At 62.6% G+C, this 19,457-nt stretch carries 20 protein-coding genes; 15 read left to right on the top strand and 5 right to left on the bottom strand.

Translation table 11 applies throughout. The features are described 5' to 3' along the window. Positions 1-49 precede the first annotated feature (49 nt). From N0P34_RS06750 to N0P34_RS06790, 9 genes are all read left to right on the top strand, one after another. Positions 50-1,681: an ABC transporter substrate-binding protein gene (locus N0P34_RS06750; protein ID WP_275606249.1), complete on the top strand. Its 1,632-nt coding sequence runs from the start codon at positions 50-52 to the stop codon at positions 1,679-1,681. A gap of 79 nt (positions 1,682-1,760) precedes the next feature. After that, complete coding sequence (locus tag N0P34_RS06755; protein ID WP_275606250.1) at positions 1,761-2,723, top strand: ABC transporter permease; 963 nt, start codon at positions 1,761-1,763, stop codon at positions 2,721-2,723. 4 nt (positions 2,724-2,727) lie between these two features. Beyond that, positions 2,728-3,669 carry an ABC transporter permease gene (locus N0P34_RS06760; protein WP_275606251.1) on the top strand — a complete coding sequence of 314 codons (942 nt, stop codon included), beginning with the start codon at positions 2,728-2,730 and terminating at the stop codon, positions 3,667-3,669. Positions 3,670-3,673: 4 nt separating this feature from the next. Further along, entirely contained in the window at positions 3,674-4,684 is a 1,011-nt protein-coding gene (locus tag N0P34_RS06765; protein WP_275606252.1) for an ABC transporter ATP-binding protein, read from the top strand. Beyond that, positions 4,677-5,717, top strand: coding sequence for an ABC transporter ATP-binding protein (locus N0P34_RS06770; protein ID WP_275606253.1), 1,041 nt, complete (start codon positions 4,677-4,679; stop codon positions 5,715-5,717). The genes N0P34_RS06765 and N0P34_RS06770 overlap by 8 nt, the downstream gene beginning before the upstream one ends. A gap of 22 nt (positions 5,718-5,739) precedes the next feature. Then, positions 5,740-6,669: a dihydrodipicolinate synthase family protein gene (locus tag N0P34_RS06775; RefSeq protein WP_275606254.1), complete on the top strand. Its 930-nt coding sequence runs from the start codon at positions 5,740-5,742 to the stop codon at positions 6,667-6,669. 70 nt (positions 6,670-6,739) lie between these two features. Then, positions 6,740-7,633: a hypothetical protein gene (locus N0P34_RS06780; RefSeq protein ID WP_275606255.1), complete on the top strand. Its 894-nt coding sequence runs from the start codon at positions 6,740-6,742 to the stop codon at positions 7,631-7,633. Beyond that, the gene (locus tag N0P34_RS06785; protein ID WP_275606256.1) at positions 7,630-8,325 is read left to right on the top strand and encodes an acyltransferase; all 696 of its coding nucleotides are present in this window, start codon (positions 7,630-7,632) and stop codon (positions 8,323-8,325) included. Before N0P34_RS06780 ends, N0P34_RS06785 begins: the two co-directional genes overlap by 4 nt. Continuing rightward, positions 8,322-9,248: a dihydrodipicolinate synthase family protein gene (locus N0P34_RS06790; RefSeq protein ID WP_275606257.1), complete on the top strand. Its 927-nt coding sequence runs from the start codon at positions 8,322-8,324 to the stop codon at positions 9,246-9,248. The genes N0P34_RS06785 and N0P34_RS06790 overlap by 4 nt, the downstream gene beginning before the upstream one ends. On the opposite strand, the gene N0P34_RS06795 is transcribed toward N0P34_RS06790, so the two are convergent. Continuing rightward, positions 9,235-10,278 carry an amidohydrolase family protein gene (locus tag N0P34_RS06795; RefSeq protein WP_275606258.1) on the bottom strand — a complete coding sequence of 348 codons (1,044 nt, stop codon included), beginning with the start codon at positions 10,276-10,278 and terminating at the stop codon, positions 9,235-9,237. The two genes, N0P34_RS06790 and N0P34_RS06795, sit on opposite strands and share 14 nt — an antisense overlap. A gap of 132 nt (positions 10,279-10,410) precedes the next feature. Here N0P34_RS06795 and N0P34_RS06800 point away from each other — a divergent pair, with 132 nt between their 5' ends. Both N0P34_RS06800 and N0P34_RS06805 read left to right on the top strand, forming a co-directional pair. Next, positions 10,411-11,658 carry an aminotransferase class III-fold pyridoxal phosphate-dependent enzyme gene (locus N0P34_RS06800; RefSeq protein ID WP_275606259.1) on the top strand — a complete coding sequence of 416 codons (1,248 nt, stop codon included), beginning with the start codon at positions 10,411-10,413 and terminating at the stop codon, positions 11,656-11,658. Positions 11,659-11,667: 9 nt separating this feature from the next. After that, positions 11,668-12,141 carry an ureidoglycolate lyase gene (locus tag N0P34_RS06805; protein ID WP_275606260.1) on the top strand — a complete coding sequence of 158 codons (474 nt, stop codon included), beginning with the start codon at positions 11,668-11,670 and terminating at the stop codon, positions 12,139-12,141. On the opposite strand, the gene N0P34_RS06810 is transcribed toward N0P34_RS06805, so the two are convergent. Further along, on the bottom strand, positions 12,127-12,429 hold the full coding sequence (locus N0P34_RS06810) for a hypothetical protein (protein WP_275606261.1): 303 nt from the start codon (positions 12,427-12,429) through the stop codon (positions 12,127-12,129). The genes N0P34_RS06805 and N0P34_RS06810 overlap by 15 nt on opposite strands. Before the next feature lie 236 nt (positions 12,430-12,665). On the opposite strand from N0P34_RS06810, the gene N0P34_RS06815 reads away from it, so the two are divergent. The 4 genes from N0P34_RS06815 to N0P34_RS06830 are packed head-to-tail and all read left to right on the top strand — an operon-like array spanning position 12,666 to position 16,604. Beyond that, entirely contained in the window at positions 12,666-13,520 is an 855-nt protein-coding gene (locus N0P34_RS06815) for a hypothetical protein (RefSeq protein ID WP_275606262.1), read from the top strand. A gap of 18 nt (positions 13,521-13,538) precedes the next feature. Next, entirely contained in the window at positions 13,539-13,802 is a 264-nt protein-coding gene (locus N0P34_RS06820; RefSeq protein WP_275606263.1) for an acyl carrier protein, read from the top strand. Next, positions 13,799-15,331 (top strand): AMP-binding protein, encoded by a 1,533-nt coding sequence (locus tag N0P34_RS06825; RefSeq protein WP_275606264.1) that lies wholly within the window; start codon positions 13,799-13,801, stop codon positions 15,329-15,331. Before N0P34_RS06820 ends, N0P34_RS06825 begins: the two co-directional genes overlap by 4 nt. Beyond that, positions 15,318-16,604 carry a type III PLP-dependent enzyme gene (locus N0P34_RS06830; protein WP_275606265.1) on the top strand — a complete coding sequence of 429 codons (1,287 nt, stop codon included), beginning with the start codon at positions 15,318-15,320 and terminating at the stop codon, positions 16,602-16,604. The genes N0P34_RS06825 and N0P34_RS06830 overlap by 14 nt, the downstream gene beginning before the upstream one ends. A 9-nt stretch (positions 16,605-16,613) precedes the next feature. Here N0P34_RS06830 and N0P34_RS06835 read toward each other — a convergent pair whose 3' ends face one another. From N0P34_RS06835 to dgoD, 3 genes are read right to left on the bottom strand one after another with little or no spacing between them, the layout of a single operon-like run. Continuing rightward, on the bottom strand, positions 16,614-17,357 hold the full coding sequence (locus N0P34_RS06835) for a FadR/GntR family transcriptional regulator (protein WP_275606266.1): 744 nt from the start codon (positions 17,355-17,357) through the stop codon (positions 16,614-16,616). A gap of 56 nt (positions 17,358-17,413) precedes the next feature. Then, a complete protein-coding gene (locus tag N0P34_RS06840) occupies positions 17,414-18,175 on the bottom strand; it encodes an SDR family oxidoreductase (protein WP_275606267.1) in 762 nt (253 codons plus the stop codon). A gap of 4 nt (positions 18,176-18,179) precedes the next feature. Next, a complete protein-coding gene (dgoD, locus tag N0P34_RS06845; RefSeq protein ID WP_275606268.1) occupies positions 18,180-19,352 on the bottom strand; it encodes a galactonate dehydratase in 1,173 nt (390 codons plus the stop codon). Positions 19,353-19,457: the final 105 nt, after the last annotated feature.

Genomic DNA, 19,457 nt, shown 5'->3' on the forward strand with positions numbered 1-19,457 from the left:
GTTCGTTCCGGAGCAGAGTTCAAAATATTTTTCTAACAGGGGAACGTAGATGCAATTCAAGAAACTGATCGCTACCGGCCTGGCCGTGCTGATGACGTCCACCGCCATTGGCGGCGTGGTCGCTCAGCCGATCAACGAAAATCCATTGTCCGATCCGCGCGTGCGCCAGGCGATTTCCTACGCCATCGACATGGACACGATCGCGGAGACCATTTTCGAGGGCGCTGCCATTCCGGCCGACGGCCTTCTGCCGGATGGTCCGAACAAGCCGACCGATCTCAACCCGTACAAATATGATCCGGACAAGGCTCGCGAACTCCTCGCCGAAGCTGGCTGGGACAGCAATCGCGAACTGGACGTCGTCTTCTATTACGCCGACCAGGCAACGACCGACCTTATGGCCGCCATGCAGGCCTATCTCGCCGATGTCGGCATCAAGATGAACTACCGCCTGCTCGAGGGCGATATCGGCTCGCAGATCTCGGTGGTGCCGGATGATCCGGTAAACGGCCCGTCCAAGGTCACCTGGGATATGCTCTACGGTGCCCGCGCCGCGCTGGCCCTGCAGGAATATTTCAACCGCTATGCCCTGGGCGGCAAGCCGATGATCCCGAACATTCCGCGGATGAACGAGCTGGTGGCCAAGGTCAACGGCACGACGGATCCGGAAATCCAGCGCGAAGGCTACTTCGAGATGGAGCGGATCATCAACGAGAACGTCTACCAGATCCCGCTGTACTACCAGCAGCTCTACACGTTCGAGAGCACGCGCCTCAACCGCAACGGTGCCCCATACGGCAACGAGCAGTACAATTACAACTGGGGTGTCGAAGGCTGGACGATCGAGCCCGATGCCAGCGGCAAGGCGGTGATGTACACCAATACCGCCCCTGCCCAGTTCTTCGAAGTGCCGTGGCAGAATCTGGGGATCTGGGTCTCCAACAAGTTCGCCTTCGACACCGTTCTCGAATCCGACGGCGACCTGCTGCCGATCGGCGGCGAGATGGCTGACACCTATTCCGTTAGCGACGACGGCCTCACCTTCACGGTGACGCTCAAGGATGGCCTGACCTGGCACGATGGCACCGCCATTACCGGCGATGACCTGGCCTGGTCGATCGGGGCCGCGATGAAGTTCCCGATCACCCATCCCGTGGTCAAGTCGACCCTGGCCAAGATCGATGGCGCCGAGGCATTCGTGGCCGGCGAGGCCGATGCTGTCTCCGGCGTCAGCGTCGACGGCAATACGGTCACCGTCAAGTTCGCGACGGTCGATCCCAATGTGCTGCTGACTTTCAGCCAGTTCGCACCGCTTCCGGCCGCACAGTTCGAAGGTGTCGACCCGATCAATCTCCAGCAGGCTCCCTACTGGCAGAAGCCGATCGGCTCGGGTCCGTTCAAGATCGATGAAGTCGTGATGAACGACTACACGACGCTCGTGCCGTTCGAGGGCTATCACAAGGGCACTCCGAAGATCGAACAGATCATCGCCAGCCCGTCCTATGAAAACGACGCGAACCTGCTCGTCAACGCAACCGCCGGCAAGGCCGATTTCGGCTACACCAAGGTTGCCAGCGACGTGCCGGCACTCGAAGCGCTGGATCACATGGTCGTGCACCCGATCAACATCCCCTACACGCGCATGCTCTGGATCAACCAGTTCCCGCATCCGACGAACTGATTTGACTGACGGGAGCGCCGGCTTCGAGGCCGGCGCTCCTCGCATATTTTCCAATTAAGACGGGGACTGGCCAGACACCATGCTGACCTACATCATCAGGCGCATCCTGATCCTGATCCCGATGGCATTCGTCATCTGCTTCCTGGTTTATCTGGGGCTTGAGCTCACGCCGGGGGACGCTGTCTCCCACATGATCAGTCCCGATATGCTCGGCAGCATGGATCCGGAACGACTAGAAGCCCTGCGCCAGTCGCTCGGGCTCGGTCAGCCTTTCTATGTCCGGTTCTGGTCCTGGTTCACCAATCTGATCCAGGGCAATTTCGGCTATTCAACCAATGGCGGCGTGCCCATTGCCAACATCATCGCGACGCGCCTGCCGGCCACGCTGGAACTGGCCGCCATCGCGCTGTTGTTCTCGACGGTGATCGGCTGCATCCTGGGCGTGGTCAGTGCGCTCAAGCGCGGCAGCGCCACCGACAGCGCGCTGACGGTCGTCGGCATGCTGGGCGTCTCCATCCCCGAATTCTTCTTCGGCCTCGTCGCCATCCTGATTTTCGGTCTCAATCTCGGCTGGTTGCCCGTGGGCGGACGTTCCATGCCTGGCTATCTGACCTTCTGGGATCGGGTGCCGCATCTGGTCATGCCATCCCTCGTGCTCTCCATCATGCTGACCGCCGGCGTCATGCGTTATGCGCGCTCCTCCATGCTCGATGCGCTGAGCCGCGATTTCATCAAGACCGCCCGTTCGAAGGGCCTGCCGGAATGGCGCGTCAACGTGCTGCACGGCTTTCGCGTGGCGCTGACCCCGGTGGTCGTGCTGATCGGCTTCCGCCTGCCGGTGCTCATCGGCGGCTCGGTCATCATCGAACAGGTCTTTCAATGGCCCGGGATCGGCAATGAGTTCATCTCGGCCGTCCGCTCCCAGGATTATCCGGTGGTGATGACCATCGCGCTGCTCTCGGTGATGGCAGTGCTGATCGCCAGCCTGATCGTCGACATCCTGACCGCCCTTATCGATCCGCGCGTGCGGCTGGGAGAATAGTTTCATGACAGCCCCCATTGCTCGTTCCACTCGCCGTCGCACAAGGCTAGACGCCCAGTTCGATCGCATCCGCGCCCGTGAGGAGGCCGGCGAGGCCCGCTCCCGCGGCGGCTCGCGAACATTCAACAAATTCCTCAACAACCGGCTTGCCGTGGTCGGACTGGTCATCTTTTCGGTGATCATCCTCGCCTCGATCTTCGCACCGCTCCTCACGCCCTACGATCCGAACAAGATCGATTTGCGTGGCATGCTGCAGGCCCCGTCCTGGGAGCACTGGTTCGGCACCGACCGCACCGGCCGCGACCTCTTTTCGCGCGTGCTCTATGGCGGCCGCATCTCGATCCTCGTGGGATTGGGAAGCGCCATCATGGCGGCCATAGTGGGCGTGCTGATCGGGGTCTATACCGGCTATGTCGGCGGCTGGCTCGATGCCCTCGCCATGCGCATCTCGGAAATCTTCATGTCGTTTCCGCAGATCATCCTCGTGCTGATGCTGGTCTCGATCCTTGGCCAGTCGCTGCTCAATTTGATGCTGATCTTCACGCTCACCGGATGGGGCGGAATCTACCGCATGGCCCGGGCGCGCATGCTCAGCCTGCGCGAAGAAGAATATGTGCTGGCGCTGCGCAGCTTCGGGCTGTCCCGGCCGCTCATTGCCTACAAGCACATGCTGCCCAATGCCCTCGGCCCGATCATGGTCAACATTACCCTCTCGACGGCGGCGTTCATCCTGCAGGAAGCGGGCCTCAGCTTCCTTGGGCTCGGCGTGCCGCTCTCCATCCCGACCTGGGGCAATATTCTCAACGTGGCGCAGGACCTTCGCGTGCTGCAGACCAATTGGTGGATCTGGCTGCCTGTCGGCACCGTGATTTCGCTCTTCGTGCTCAGCGTCAATTTCATTGGCGATGGTCTGCGCGATGCGACAGATCCGACCCAGCAAGGATAAGGCGATGACCGATACGCAAGATATCGCCATCAGCGTGCGCGATCTCAAAACCTTCTTCTACACCAATAATCGCTGCAACCGGGCTCTCAACGGCGTCTCCTTCGACATCAAGAAGGGCAAGACGCTGTGCATCGTCGGCGAAAGCGGCTGCGGCAAATCCGTGACCGCCGCCTCGATCATGCAATTGCTGCCCGATCTGTCACGCATCGAGGATGGCGAGATCATCTATCACGCCGATCGCGGGGACATTCCGCTCCACGCTCTGGAGAAGAACGGCCGCGACATGCGCCGCATTCGCGGCGGCGAGATCGCCATGATCTTCCAGGATCCGATGACGGCGCTCAATCCGGTTTATTCGGTCGGCTTCCAGATCAAGGAAAGCCTGCGCTACCATCTCAAAATGGTCGGGAAGGCGGCCCATCAGAAGGCGATTTCCCTCCTCAAGGAAATGGGGATCGCCCTTCCCGAAAAGCGGGTGAACGACTTCCCGCATCGCTATTCGGGCGGCATGCGTCAACGCGCCATGATCGCCATGGCCATGGCCTGCAACCCCAAGGTTCTGATCGCCGACGAGCCGACAACGGCGCTCGACGTGACCATCCAGGCGCAGATCTTCGAGCTCATGGACAAGCTCAAGCGCGAGCACGGCACCGGCATCATGCTCATTACCCATGACATGGGCGTGGTGGCCGAACTCGCTGACGATGTGGCCGTGATGTATATGGGCAATATCGTCGAGGCCGGGACGGTGGACGAAGTCCTCCGCAATCCGACCCACCCCTATACCAAGGCGCTCCTCTCCTCCGTGCCCGTTCTGGGCAAGGGCAAGAGCCAGGACATCAAGGCCATTCGCGGCTCGACGCCCGATCCGCTCAACCGACCCAAGGGCTGCCAGTTCGCCGATCGCTGCGATTTCGCAATCGATCAGTGCAAGGCCATGCCCCCAGAGACACACATGACATCGACCCATCGGGTCATGTGCTGGCGCTACAAGGAGCTTTCCGCTCATGAATGAGGAAAAAGATGTCATTCTCCGCCTGCGCGGGGTGAAGGCGCATTTCCCGGTCAAGGCAGGCGTCTTCAAGCGCACGGTCGGCCATGTGAAGGCTGTCGACGGCGTCGATATCGACGTCTATCGCGGCGAGGTCCTCGGCCTCGTGGGCGAAAGCGGCTGCGGCAAGACCACGCTCGGCAAGGCCATCCTGCAGCTGGTGAAGCCCACCGACGGCGAAATCGTCTATAATTCGCCGCAGGGTGAAGAGGCCGATCTGGTCAAGCTCGACAACGAGCAGATGACCCCGTTCCGCAAGCGCCTGCAGATCGTCTTCCAGGATCCGCATTCCTCGCTCAATCCGGCCTTCACCATTTTCGGCTCGCTCGAAGACCCGCTCAAGAAATACGGGGTCAAGACGCGCGAGGAGCGCCGCAAGATCATCGGCGACCTGCTCGAAGCGGTGAACATGCGCCGCGAATATATGGACCGCTATCCGCACGAGTTTTCGGGCGGCCAGCGCCAGCGCATTGGTATTGCCCGGGCGCTCAGCATCGAGCCGGAACTGATCGTCTGCGACGAAGCCGTCTCGGCGCTCGACGTGTCGATCCAGGCCCAGGTGCTGCAGCTCCTGATGAAGCTCAAGCGCGAGCGAAACCTCACCTATATCTTCATCACCCACGATCTCAGCGTCACCGAATATATCTGCGACCGCGTCGCCGTGATGTATCTGGGGCGGGTGGTGGAGCTGTGCCGCTCGGAAGATCTCTTTGCCAAAAACCTCCACCCCTATACCGAGGCGCTGCTCTCGGCCATTCCAGTGGCGGACCTCGACAAGAAAACCGATCGCATCGTCCTCCAGGGCGACGTGCCGAGCCCGGTGAACCCGCCTTCGGGCTGCCCGTTCCATCCGCGCTGCCGCTACGCCAAGGACGTCTGCAAGACTGTCGTGCCGCCGCTCAAGCGCTACTCGGTCGACGGGCACGATCACTACGCCTCCTGCCACCTCATCGATTTGCCGGAAGCGACGGATGCTCCCGTCGCCATCCCGGCCTGATTTTTCCAATTCGGAGCCAAAATTGTCAGCGTCAAAGCTTGCTTCCATCACCGGCGTGCTGCCGGCCCTGGTGACCCCGTTCGATGAGAACGAAAATTTCGACGAAGGGCGGATGCGCGCCGTCGTCGATTTCCTCATCGGCCGCGGCATTGACGGGCTTTATGTCACCGGCAGCACCGGCGAAGCCTTCATGATGTCGCCCGAAGAGCGCAAGCGTGCGCTCGAAGTGGTCATCGACGAGACCAAGGGCCGGGTGCCGGTCATCGCCCATGTCGGCGCCATCAGCACGTACCACTCGTCCGATCTGGCGCGTCACGCCGAAAAGGCCGGCGCCGATGCGCTCTCGGCCGTGCCGCCCTTCTACTGGGGTTTTTCCCAGGACCAGATTCTCTCCTACTATACCGACATCACGGCTTCGACCGGCCTGCCGATGTGCGCCTATAACGTGCCGCTGGCCGGGCTCTTCGGCTTCGACATGATCAAGCGTTTGGCCGAAATTCCGGGCGTCGAAGGCATCAAGTACACCGCCACTACCCACCACGACATCATGCGCATCAAGGCCGAGATCGGGTCCGATTTCGTGCTTTATTCGGGTGCCGACGAGATGGCGATGTCGGGCCTGCATTTTGGTGCCGACGGCATTATCGGCAGCTTCTACAACGCCATTCCCGAAATTTTCCTGGCGCTTTACGCGGCGGTCAAGGCTGGCGACATGGCCAAGGCCAAGGAGCTGCAGGAAGTGGGCAATGCCATCATCTTCTTCACCCTGCCGCGTAATGCCATGGCCGCCCTCAAGCGCATGGTGACCTGGCAGGGCGCCGATGCCGGCTATTGCCGCAAGCCCTTTGGCAATTTCTACACACAGGCCGAAGAGGATCAGCTCAAGGCCGAATTCCGCGCCTTCAAGGCCGAACGCAAGATCACGGGCGTCAACTTCCTCGACGTCATCTAGCCTCCTGCATGTCCACCGCCGGCCTATCCGGCGGTGGGCCGTCTGCGTTGCGAGGAGAGGGGGCCACGCATTGCCAATAATCACTCCATTGACGCTCAATGGCGACCGCTCGGTGCGCAGCGGCACCACGAAGGCGCTCGCCGATGCCATCAGGCGCGGCGGCGATCTGCGCATCCGCACCGCTTTTCGCCATAACGAGCATATCGACACCAGTTCACCCAATCCGGAACTGGTCGATGAGGTCGCTGAATTCCGCCAGACGTTGCTGCTCGACGATCATTGGTCTGCCGGGATCATGACGCTGCGCATGCCGGTCGAAATTCCCACCGGCTTCGGGCCGCGCCCGTCGATGTCGTTCTTTCTCTACAATCAGGATGGGCATCAGGCCATCGCGCGGCCATTCCTCGATGGCCAGCCCGCTTCTGGCACCCTTGGCCCATCCCCGCTCGATGATCACAGCGCCATGCCGCGCTATCACCAGTTCGACAGCTGGGACGCCGGCACCAACGCGCCGAGCAGCAATTTCATCTATGACTTCGAGAGCTACACCTTCCTCGTCAACGACCGCTGGCAGGAGGTCTACGCCCATGACAGCGCCGGGAGTCCCGTCTCTGGTGCACTCTCTGACCTGACCGACGCCTTCCTGCAGGGTTGCCCGATCAAGCTCGCCATTTCCGGCCTATGCGATGATCTCTCGCCGGAAGCGCCGCTCGCCCACGAAGTCTTCGTCCACGCCGGCTCCTGCTATTACTACACCGAGCAAAAGCTCTTCCTCACCGGCACGCATCCGGTCGTCCGCGTCCGCCCAGACATGCCGCTGCGCTACACCAGCCAGGGCTGGGATTTCGGCTGGCTTGTCGCCCGCACCGATGGCGAGGTCGAGCGCTGGCTCTGCAATCCCTACACCCTCAAATTCGAGCGCAGCCGGACACGGCACGCCATACGCTGGTTGATCGCAAAGTGACTTTTGACAACGCCAATATTGGCGAGAACACCATCATCGAGCCAGACGTTTCCATCGGCTTCCGCTACCACCCCGAGTGCGGTCCTGCCTCTGTCGGCCGCCATGGCATCGTGCGCAAGGGCACGATCATCTATGGCGATGTCCGCATTGGCGATCACTTCCAAAGCGGGCACCACACGGTGATCCGCGCCAAGGTGGCGATGGGCGATTTCTGCGCCATCGGCAATGGCTCAACCATCGAAGGGCTGGTGCGGATGGGGCAGGGCGTCCGCATCATGTCCCATGTCTACATCCCCTCCCGCACCTGGTTCGGCGACCACGTCTTTGTCGGGCCGGGCACGAAATTCCTCAATGAGCGTCTCCCGGGGCGTCTCGACGATCCGCCGACGCCGCGCGGCGCGACCATCGAGGATGACGTCATGATTGGCGGCGGCGTCACTATCCTGCCGGGTGTCACCATCGGCGAGCGCAGTTTTGTCGCTGCCGGGGCGGTGGTCACGCGCGACGTGCCACCCCGCAGTCTCGTGATCGGGCCGAAGGGCGAGTGCCGCATCCTGCCGCCGCATCTCGACCGTCCCAACAGTCTGAGGCTGTGCGAAGCGCCGACCGACCTTTGGCATCCCGAGACGGATATTGCCGGGCTCCACTGGCCGAGCGACTGGGCCGAGAGTTGGGAAGGGGTAACGCAATGACCGCCGCCAGCACCAGGATTTCGGGCAATTGGGCTTCCCTGCTCCTGCCCATCAATAGCGACGACAGCATCGATTATGCCCAGCTCGGCGACGCCATGGACGTGCTCGTCGCGGCCGGTGTCGATGGTATTTATTCCAACGGAACGGCCTCGGAATTTTACACCCAGAGCGAAGCCGAGTTCGACAAGATTCAGGAGATGCTGGCGAACCGCTGCACCGCCGCAGGCCAGCCCTTCATCATTGGTGCCTGCCACACAGATGCCCGCCAGTCTCTCGAGCGCGTGCGCCGCGCGGTTGGCCTGAAGCCGCTCGCGATGCAGGTGATCCTGCCCGACTGGTGGCCGGTCGGCGTCGACGAAGCCCGTGATTTCCTCATGCAGGCTTCGGAGGCCGCGGCCGGCATCCCGCTCATTCTCTACAATCCGCCCCACGCCAAGCGTGTGCTGACGCCGGCCGAGATTGCCGAGGCGACGCACGGCACTGCCGTTAGCGCCACCAAGCTGACGCTGGGTGGGGAAGGGTGGTACGAGGAGGCGCGCCAGCATCTGTCCCATCTCGGCGTGTTCGTGCCCGGCCACCATCTGGCGACCGGCATGCGTGAGGGCGTCGCCGCTGGTGCCTTTTCCAATGTGGCCTGTCTCTCTCCGATCGGCGCCCAGCGCTGGACGGAGATGATGAAGACCGACCTAGCAACCGCCCTCGATATCGAGACGCGCATCAAGGGTTTCGTCATGGGCCATATCCTGCCCTTTGCCGAGCAGGGTTTTTCCAATGCCGCGCTCGACAAGCTGCTCGCCGCCATTGGCGGCTGGGCCGATGTGGGCACGCGCCTGCGCGGGCCCTATCGTTCCATTGATCCGGATGCGGCGACGGCGCTGCGCGCCATCGCCCATCAAATGATCCCGGAGATCATGACCCCATAAAAGCCCGCACATCTTCGCGCGCAGCATCGACCAGCTCGCGCGCTGTGTCGTGGAAGAGGGCATTGCGCTGCTGTTCGGTCAGCCCGAGCTGGCGCGCCCCGCGCTTCATCGCCCGCAATTGCTCGTAGCGGATATAGGTCATGCGGCTGTCGCAATGGCTGAGATTGAGGCTGTGATTGGTGTCCGAGAGGAACGCCCAGGCATAGCCGAAGGCGATATATTTGCCGCGCGCCGGGCCGATCATGTCGTCGCTGCCATACATCACCCGGTCGACGCCCACACCGGTGTAGAGCGCGTCGAGCGCATCGGACTCGCAGACGGTGGAGGTGTCGTACCAGACATTGGGCAGGCCGCGCAGGCTCGCCGCCGCCTTCTCGATGGCCCAGGACGAATAGGAGCGGGCGCAATGGGCAAGGATCCAGCGCACGCGCGGGTACTTTTCGCTCAGGCGACGGATCTCGCTGATATTGTCCGGGTCCGAAATCGCCTTGCGCTTGGAAAGATGCATCATCACGATCAGCCCCAGCTTGTCGGCCAGCGCGATCTGGTGCTCGGGTAGGAAGTCGGTGATCGAGGCTTCCGGCGGATCCCCGTTTGTCGCGTAGACCAGATAGGGCTTTAGGCCGATGGCGCCGGTGCGCCGCAGCGTGTCGAGAATGTCATCCTCGGTCATCGTCGGATGCACCATCATCAGCGCGGCCGAATTTTTGGCCTTTTGCATCTCGGCGGCCACGTAAACATTGGACGCCTCGAAATCGCACTTGCCGGCAAAAGGAAATGGGAACGCCAGCCTCTCGATCTCGCGTCCCGGCATCATCGCCGCGTCGACAGCATCGGCGAGTTCCTTGGTGACCTCGGGAAAATGCGTGCCGATGCTGGCCGCATAGGGACCACTTTCCTTGTCCGGGTTGATGTTGAAGGCCCAGCGATAGATGTGGGTGTGCACGTCAAACACCTTCGCCGGAACGAAGGCATCCAGCTCCTCGGTCCAGATGCGTCGATCGAGATCGGTTGGCGCGAAATCAGCCATAATATCCTCCGTTCAGGCTTGATCTATCATGTTACACTGATAACAATATAATCAAGTGACATCAGGAGGTTGAGCGTGGGAAAAGGGCAGGATCTGTGGCGCAGGGCCAAGGAGGTCATTCCGGGGGGCAATATGCTGTTGTCCAAGCGGCCGGAAATGTTTCTGCCTGATCAGTGGCCGGCCTATTTCAGCAAGTCGAAGGGCTGTCACGTGTGGGATCTCGATGGGCGCGAGCTCATCGACATGACCATTATGGGCGTCGGCGCCAACACGCTGGGCTATGGGGATGAGCGCGTCGATGCTGCCGTGCTCGAGGTCGTCGCCAAGGGCAATATGTCCACGCTCAACGCCCCCGAGGAAGTGGCGCTGGCCGAAAAGCTGATCGAGCTGCATCCCTGGGCCGACATGGCCCGTTTTGCCCGCACCGGCGGCGAGGCCAATGCCATCGCCATCCGCATCGCCCGCGCCGCGTCCGGTCGCGATGGCATCGCCATCTGCGGCTATCACGGCTGGCACGACTGGTACCTCGCCTCGAACTTGGGCACCGACGACAGCCTTGCAGGCCATTTGCTGCCCGGCCTCGATCCCAATGGCGTGCCGGGAAATCTGCGCGGCACCGTCTATCCCTTTGCCTATGACGATATTCCAGCCCTCGAAGCGGTGATCGCTACCGGCAAGGTCGGCGTCATCATGATGGAAGTCTCGCGAAACTTCGATCCGCCGGCGGGTTATCTCGAGCGTGTGCGCGAGCTGGCCACGGCCAATGGCATCGTGCTGATTTTCGACGAGTGCACCTCCGGCTTCCGACAGAGTTTTGGCGGTCTGCACAAGAATTACAATGTCGACCCCGACATGGCTGTGTTCGGCAAGGCGCTGGGCAATGGCTATGCCGTCACCGCCATCATTGGCCGTCGCGCGGTCATGGAATCTGCCCAGACCACCTTTATCAGCTCGACCTTCTGGACCGAGCGCATCGGCTCGGCAGCGGGTCTCGCCACGCTCGCCGTCATGGAAGAAACCCAGTCCTGGGACGCTATCACCCGCACAGGGCTCGATATTACCGCCCGCTGGAAAACTCTGGCTGAAAAGCACGGCCTCAAGCTCACCACGGCAGGACTTCCGGCCCTCACCAGCTTCAATTTCGCTGGCCCCAATTCTGCCGCCTACAAGACATTGATCAGCCAGGAAATGCTGGATAAGGGCTATCTGGCTGCCAACAGCGTCTACACCTGCACCGCCCACACGCCGGATATCGTCGATGGCTATTTCCATGCGCTCGATCCGGTCTTTGCATTGATCGCCGAATGCGAGGCGGGGCGCGATGTGATGACCCTGCTGCGCGGCCCCATCTGCCATGCCAGCTTCAAGCGGCTCAACTAGGTCACGACCATGTCGATCACACTCAAGGCTCAGCCGCTCACCGCTGCGGCCATTGCTCCCTATGTCACCCTGCTCGGCTCGGACGACGGCAAGGCCCGGGCCATCCCCGAAGTGATGGAAAAGGGCGATGTTTCCGGCGCCCATGCTTTCACAGTGCTTTGCCCGCAGCCCGTCACAGGGGCGATTTCGGTCGCCGCGCTGGAGCGCCACCCGCATTCCACGCAGAGCTTTGTCCCGCTCAAGGCAGGTCGGTGGCTGGTGCTGGTTGCACCCACTGCCGCCGATGGCTCCCCCGATCTTTCCGGCGCCAAGGCTTTCCTCGCCGGCCCGGAAGACGCCATCTGCATCGGCCAGAATGTCTGGCATGCCGGCCTCACCGTGCTGGATCAGCCGGCGCAGTTCGGCATGATCATGTGGAAGGCCGAGAGCGAGGAAGATGGCATCCTCTTCCAGCTCGACGCGCCGATCTCAGTCGAAGTCTAGATCACCATCCGGCTTGGCCCGCTGCTCCGGTTCGTCGTTGACGATCTGGGGCGGCGGGCGTACCGACACATAGCACCCGGCGCGCTCGAGCAGCTCGCGCGCCTCGGCCATGTAACCGATATAGTGGCCGGTCCATTCTTCGGTTTCCCACGCCTCGGCGGGAGGCAGGGCCCTGTTGCGTTCGCGATCGAAATCCTCGAGCCGTCCGTCGATCGACGCCCAGGCCCGCGCAAAACGCTCCACCACTTCTTCACTGAAGCTCTGATTGCGCGGCGCGGGTTTTCTCATGAGGGGGATCCCGGAACTGTGCGGGACCAAACGCCCTATCAATCTCGTACAAAACTTGGGGGCCCGATGATAGGGGGCGCAGGGAGGGCGGTCGAGGCCGCGCGCTGCCCGTCTCCCACACCTCATACTGACGGCTTAACCATCTGCGGCGTTCTTTCAGCAAATTGCATCGATATTGGGTAGGAATATTATGGGGTTTCTACCGCACATGTATTTTTCTACGCGATGGCAGGGCAATGGGCGGCGCATCAATCATTTTCAGTCCCATCGGGGAAGGCAATTTCGCAATTGCTGCTGCGCTGCTGAAGGAGGGATTCCCCAGGCACCAGGATGGCTTCTGGGCGCGAACGCTGCAGGCGGTTTCTGACTATTCGAAGGCCTCGCAGCTGGGCGCGCCGGGTCATGTCATGAGCGTTGATGGCGAGCCCGTCGGCGTGCTCCTCACCATTGGGCGCCGCACTTTCAACGGACCAAAAGTGGTCAATCTCTCCAGCTGGTATGTGCGCCCCAAATATCGCTGGCTGGCGCCGCGCATGCTGATGCGCGCCACTTCCGAGCCCGCGACCACCTATACCGACCTCACCGCGTCCGAAGAGGCGGCCAAGCTCAACACGCTTCTCGGCTTCCGGACCATTACCGATACGGTCGCCTATCTTTTCCTGCCCTGGATCGCCCTTTCAAATTTCCGGTCCGGCGCGCATGTGGCGCCGGTGTCAGCGCGATCCCTGGCGCGGCTCGATGAAGCCGACCGGGCGATGCTCGAATTTCACGCACAGCTGGACTGCATCTGTGCCGTGCTCGAAGACGAAGCGGGTGTGACCCCACTTATTTTTTCGCGGACCTCGCGCCGCGGTGTGCCGTTCGCGCGGCTGATCTATGCGCGCGATCGCAGTGCTGCCCAGGCCGCTCGCGGCGCCATTGCGCGCTTCCTGATCGGCCGGGGCGTCTTTCTGCTCTGCCTGTTCGTCAATCGAGACGAGGCCGTGCCGAGCGGATGGCTCGGCCGCGGCGCACCGGTGCAGGTCAAGGGCGAATGGCATGACGGGCGCATCGACGCGGCCTATTCGGAACTGGCGTTTATGGGCCTCTGAGGCCAATTGGAGGACACTTTGAGTGCTGCGGCCATGCTGATCAACGACGATGTCGAAGCAATCGTCTACGACTATCTGCGCGCGCGCTTTCCCGCGCTTGCGGATTGCGATGCCGATACCCCGCTCATCGAGTCGGGCGCCCTCGATTCCCTCGGCTTTCTCGAGCTCATGATGTTTCTCAGCGAGAAATTCGGGATCGAACTGACCGATGACGATTTCGATCCGGCCAATCTCGAAACCCCCGGCAATATCATCGCCTTTGTGCGGCGGGGAACGCATTGAGCCGTTCGCCCTATCTTCTCCATCACCTGCTCGATGGGTCCGCAGATTGCGCTGATGAAGCCATCGTGCATGGCGCGCGCCGCCTCGATCATGCAGCGCTGGCCAAGGCCGTCGAAAAGTGTGCGGGTCATCTTGCCGAGGCTGGCCTCCAGCGCGGGGAGCGGGTCGTCATCTTCCTGCCGCGCGGTGTTGAGGAATGCTGGGCCATTTTCGGGATCAGCATGGCCCAGGGCGTTTTCGTTCCGGTCAATGCGCTGCTGAAGGCGCCCCAGGTGCGCCACATCGTGGCCGATTGCGAAGCGGCCATCGTCATTTCGAGCCGCAGCCTTGCCGAAACCATCGAGCCGGCCCTCGCGGGGCTGGAGAATATTCGCCTGCTCTATGTCGAGGACATGGACAATCGCGCCGCGCCGCGCCCACCGCGCGAGGTCGCCATCGGCGAGGATCTCGCGGCCATTCTCTACACCTCCGGTTCCACCGGCCTGCCGAAGGGCGTGATGCTGTCGCATCGCAATCTGCTGGCCGGCACGCGGATCGTGCGCACCTATCTCGGCATCACCGCGAGCGATCGCATTCTGTCTCTCTTGCCGTTCAGCTTCGACTACGGGCTCAATCAATTGCTCACCGCCGTCGAACAGAAGGCGAGCCTCGTCATTTTCAGTTTCCGCTTCGGCGATGAAATCGTCCGGGTGCTCCGCGACGAAGCCATCACCGCGCTCGCCGGCGTGCCCACCATCTGGGCGATCCTCACCAAGGGCGCGCCGCTTCTGCGTAAAACCGAATTGCCGCATCTGCGCTACATCACCAATTCGGGTGGCCGCGTGCCGGCCGAGACGGTCGAAAGCCTTCGCGCCCTTTTGGGTCAGACCAGGATCTTCCTCATGTATGGGCTGACCGAGGCGTTCCGCTCGACCTTCCTGCCGCCCGAGGACATCGAAAAGCGTCCCACCTCGATTGGCCGCGCCATTCCCGAATGCGAAATCTTTGCCGTGACTGCCGATGGCCGCCGCGCCCGTCCGGGCGAGCCGGGCATATTGGTCCATCGCGGGCCCACCGTGTCGCTGGGCTATTGGCGCCGGCCTGAAGAAACAGCCCGCGTCCTGCGGCCCCACCCATTCATCTCGTCCGAGCAGGGTGGGGAAACCGTCTGCTATTCCGGCGATATCGTCGTCGAAGACGAAGAGGGCTATTTCAGCTTTGTCGGCCGCGATGGCGTGATGATCAAATCCTCCGGCTATCGAATCAGCCCGACGGAAGTCGAGGAAGCCCTGATGGCGACCGGTCGTTTTCGCCATGTGGCGGTGATCGGGCTTCCGGATCCACTTGCGGGCGAAAAGGTGCACGCCATAGTCGTTCCCGTGGGCGAGACCGTCGACACCGGCGAGGTGATGCGCACCCTCGGCGAAAAGCTCGCGAGCTACATGCTGCCGCGCGCCCTCGAGCTCTCCGAAGCGCTCCCGACCACACCCAATGGCAAGGTGGACTACAAGAGCCTCGTGCGGGAGCGGAGCGACAATGTCGGGGCCTGAAAGCGCAAAGCTGCCGCACGGGCCCGATATCGCCGGCTCGATCTTTACCGTCGACGGGCCCGATCTCGTCCTCGGCGGAGTGAGCGTGCGGTCCATCGTGGCCGAAGTCGGGACCCCGGCTTTCCTCTATGACGGCGCCGTCATGCGCCGGAGCTATCGCGCCCTCGCCGGGGCCCTGGGCGGCTTTGCCGATATCCACTATTCGGTCAAGGCCAACCCGGCACGGCAGGTAATCGCGCTCTTTGTCTCCGAAGGCGCCGGCATCGAAATCGCCTCGATCGGGGAATATCGGGCGGCCCTTGGGGCGGGTGCCCTGCCGGAGCGCATCCTCTTTGCGGGCCCGGGCAAGCGCCGCAACGAATTGCAGGAGGTCATCGCCACCGGCATCGGTGAAATCCATGTCGAGAGCCATGAGGAGATCGAGCGGATCGAAGCCTTCGCCGCTTCCCTGGCCTGGCGCGTCAAGATTTCCCTCCGCATCAATCCCATGGCCGAGGCCCAGGCCGGCGCCATGCGCATGGGCGGCAAGCCCACGGCCTTCGGCTTTTGCGAGGAAGATCTGGAGCCGGTCTTTACCCAGCTTTCCCAATGCCACCAGCTCGATCTCGTCGGCGTGCACATTTATGGCGGCACGCAGATCCTCGATGCGGCGGCGCTGCTCAATCAATGGCGCCACGGCATCCGCATCGCCGGCGACATCGCCACGAGGCTGGGACGCCCGCTGGATTCCATCGATCTTGGCGGTGGCCTTGGTATTCCCTATTATGCGGGTGAAACGCCCCTCGATCTGGCCGCCGTCAAGGCTGGCCTGCCCGAATTGTCCTCGCTGCTGAAGTCCGACCCCAATCTCTCCCGTGCCCGTATCGTTGTCGAACCGGGGCGGTTCCTCGCCGGGCCGGGCGGCATCTATGTCGCCGAGGTCAATTCGGTCAAAGCGGTGCGCGGCACCAGTTTCGTCGTCACCGATGGCGGCATGCACCATCATCTGGCCGCGTCGGGCAATCTGGGGCAGATCATCAAGCGCGATTTTCCAATCGTCGCTCCGGCGCGGATGGACGAAACCGATCTTCATCCGATGACCATTGTCGGGCCGCTCTGCACGCCGCTCGATACGCTGGCGCGCAGTGCCCAGCTGCCCGGGCTCAAGGCGGGGGACCTGGTCGCCGTGCTGCAGTCCGGCGCCTATGGGCCGACCGCCAGCCCCGGCAATTTCCTGAGCCACCCTGCCGCCGTCGAAGTGCTTGTCGAAGGCGGCAAATTCGCGGTGATCTAGCAGCGCGGCTTACGACTGCCGCTCTTCGCGCATGCCGGAGAGACTGAGGTCGACCAGTGCGATATTGAGCAGGCGCGCCATCGAGGCAAACGCGCCCTCGCTGTCGCGCAGGCGAATGCGCTCGATCACCTCGCCATGGTTTGGCAGCGAAGCGCCAGGCTCGCGGGCGCGGGCGATGGTGAGGCGGAATGAATAGGCCAGCGCCGCCCCGATGGTGTTGGACAATTGCTGGAAGACGATATTGCCGCTGGCCCTGAGGAGGGCCGTGTGGAAGTCGATATCGGCCTTGTTGAACGCCTCGAAATCCTGGCTGGCCTTGTGCATGCTCATGCGGGCAAACGCGTCCTCCATGGGGGCGATGTCGCTGGCGGTGGCCCTGAGCGCGGCAAAGCGGGCCGCGGCTGGCTCGATCACCTGCCGGGCTTCGATGAGGCTGAGCACCAGTTCGGCGCTCGGGTGCAGCTCCATCGACCAGGCCAGCACGTCCGGATCGAGCAAATTCCAGTCTTCGCGGGCCCGCACTACCGTACCGATGCGCGGTCGCGTCGTCACCATGCCCTTGCTGTCGAGCACCTTGACCGCCTCGCGCACGGCGCTGCGGCTGACATTGAACGTCTCGCACAGTTCCGGTTCGGAGGGGAGCACGCTGCCGGGCGGGAATTCATTGTCCAGAATGCGCTGGGCCAGTGTCTTGACCACGTGGCGATGCACGCGCGGCTTGAGGAGTGGCTTGGTCGTGGCGGCCAGGGTCACGGCACGCGCTCCTTTGCTGGCGTTGCTAGGGCGTTGGCGGGCACGCCGGTCCCGCCCTAGTCATGATAGAGCACCGAGCGTCCGCCATCGACGGCAATGGATGTCGCATTGATGAAAGGGGCCTCGTCGCTGGCGAGAAACACCGCTGTCATCGCCACTTCCTCCGGCTTGCCGATGCGCTTGGGCGGGTGGAGGTCATAGGTGCGCCGCCGTTCGGCCGCCGGGTCGGGGAAAGTGTTCCAATATTCGACGGCCAGATCGGTCTCGATATAGCCCGGCGCAATCGCGTTCACGCGAATGCCCTGCGCCGCATATTCGATGCCCAGCGACCGCGTCAGCCCCAGCAGCCCATGCTTGGCGACGGGATAGGGGAAGGTGCCCGGAATAATGGTCGAGGCGTGCGATGAGGCGATGTTGACGATGCTGCCCGCCTGCTGGTCCAGCATGGTCGGCAGCACGGCCCGGCACATGCGCCAGACCCCTTCGAGATCGACCGCCATGCAGCGTGCCCATTCGTCATCGGTCGTGGCCAGTGGCTCGTGAAACACATTGATGCCGGCATTGTTGACGAGCACGTCGATGCCACCGTTGCGGGCGAGGGTCTCGGCAATGGCGGTATCGACAGAGTCCTGGTCGGTCACATCGGTGTGGATGAAAAAGGCATTGTCGCCCAGGCGGGCGGCTGTCTCGGCGCCGGTTGTTTCGTCGCGCTCGGCGATGATCACCTGCGCCCCCTCGCGTATGAACGCCTCGGCTATGGCTGCTCCGATGCCGCGTCCCGCTCCGGTGACCACGGCGATTTTCCCCCCAAGGCGCATCGATTTACCAATCCACGATTGTCCCGTCTGGCATGACGGCGTTCTGCGTATGCATCACTTCCTGTGCAAAGGGATGCTTGGCGCACTCCGCCTCGTCAACCACTATTCCGAGGCCCGGCGCCTCAGGCACTTGCCAGAAGCCGTCGACGCGCCGGATCGGTCCCTGCACCACGTCGAAATACCAGGGCACGGCCCCCACCATCTCCTCCTGAATGACATGGTTTGGCGTCGATACGGCAAAGTGCAGCGCCGCCACGCCGGCGATCGGGCCCAGAGGATTGTGAGGGGCAACGCCGATGCCCAGCGCCTCGGCGCGGGCGGCGATCTTCTTGGCTTCCATCAGCCCACCGCAATGGCAGATATCGGGCTGGACGATGTCGATGGCGCCGGTGGCAAAGAGCGCGTCGAATTCGCTCCTGTCGATCAGCCGTTCGCCGGTTGCCAGCGGCACCTTGGTCTGCCGCCCCAGCTTGGCCAGGCTCTGGAAGTCGCCGGGTTGAACCGGTTCCTCGACGAACATGGGGCGCGCGGGGGCCAGCGCCTCGATATAGGCCAGCGCCGCACCGGCCGATGCCGGACGACCGTGGAAGTCGACCATGATCTCGATCTCGTCACCCACGGCGGCGCGCATCGCTTCCATCATCCGGGCGACCTTGTCGATCTGGGGCAGGGGGGCGTGATAGTGCGTATAGGGCACGAACACGGCCTTGAACGCCTTGTAGCCGCTCTCGACCACTTCGCGGGCGCGCTCCACCAGCGGATCGATCTCGTCGGTCTCATAGACCGCCCGCATGTCGCCCATGCCGAGATGGGTATAGACCGCCACCTTGTCGCGCACCTTGCCGCCCAGCAGTCGCCAGACCGGCACGCCGAAATGCTTGCCCATAATGTCCCAGAGCGCCATTTCAATGCCCGAGACCGCGCTCATGCCGATGGCGCCGAGCCGCCAGAAACTCTGCTTGGTCATGGCCCGATAAGCCTGCTCGATGTCGCGAGGATCGCGCCCGATCAGCAGGGGCGCCAGATCATCAATGGCCCCGACGACAGCGCGCGTTTTCCATTCAAGCGTTGCCTCGCCCCAACCGAACAGGCCGGGTTCGTCGGTCTCGACCTTGACGAACACCCAATTGCGCATTTCCGCATTGACCACACGGGTCGAAATCGCTGTGATCTTCACACGGCACCTATAAATCAGATGATTGGATGCTAGGTGACGGTTTTGGTGGGGTCAAGGGGTGCCGCTTTCAATCCGTCATCCAGTATTCGAGCGCCTATATACGGC

The organism is Devosia sp. FJ2-5-3 (genome assembly GCF_029201545.1).
Lineage (GTDB): Bacteria > Pseudomonadota > Alphaproteobacteria > Rhizobiales > Devosiaceae > Devosia.

Bases quoted from the DNA above. Each gene is read 5' to 3' on its own strand.
- N0P34_RS06840 (WP_275606267.1), bottom strand. From the start codon at position 18,175: ATGCGCCTTGGGGGGAAAATCGCCGTGGTCACCGGAGCGGGACGCGGC.
- N0P34_RS06805 (WP_275606260.1), top strand. From the start codon at position 11,668: ATGTCGATCACACTCAAGGCTCAGCCGCTCACCGCTGCGGCCATTGCT.
- N0P34_RS06795 (WP_275606258.1), bottom strand. From the start codon at position 10,278: ATGGCTGATTTCGCGCCAACCGATCTCGATCGACGCATCTGGACCGAG.
- N0P34_RS06760 (WP_275606251.1), top strand. From the start codon at position 2,728: ATGACAGCCCCCATTGCTCGTTCCACTCGCCGTCGCACAAGGCTAGAC.
- N0P34_RS06790 (WP_275606257.1), top strand. From the start codon at position 8,322: ATGACCGCCGCCAGCACCAGGATTTCGGGCAATTGGGCTTCCCTGCTC.
- N0P34_RS06750 (WP_275606249.1), top strand. From the start codon at position 50: ATGCAATTCAAGAAACTGATCGCTACCGGCCTGGCCGTGCTGATGACG.
- N0P34_RS06830 (WP_275606265.1), top strand. From the start codon at position 15,318: ATGTCGGGGCCTGAAAGCGCAAAGCTGCCGCACGGGCCCGATATCGCC.
- N0P34_RS06765 (WP_275606252.1), top strand. From the start codon at position 3,674: ATGACCGATACGCAAGATATCGCCATCAGCGTGCGCGATCTCAAAACC.
- N0P34_RS06815 (WP_275606262.1), top strand. From the start codon at position 12,666: ATGGGCGGCGCATCAATCATTTTCAGTCCCATCGGGGAAGGCAATTTC.
- N0P34_RS06755 (WP_275606250.1), top strand. From the start codon at position 1,761: ATGCTGACCTACATCATCAGGCGCATCCTGATCCTGATCCCGATGGCA.
- N0P34_RS06770 (WP_275606253.1), top strand. From the start codon at position 4,677: ATGAATGAGGAAAAAGATGTCATTCTCCGCCTGCGCGGGGTGAAGGCG.
- N0P34_RS06810 (WP_275606261.1), bottom strand. From the start codon at position 12,429: ATGAGAAAACCCGCGCCGCGCAATCAGAGCTTCAGTGAAGAAGTGGTG.
- N0P34_RS06800 (WP_275606259.1), top strand. From the start codon at position 10,411: ATGCTGTTGTCCAAGCGGCCGGAAATGTTTCTGCCTGATCAGTGGCCG.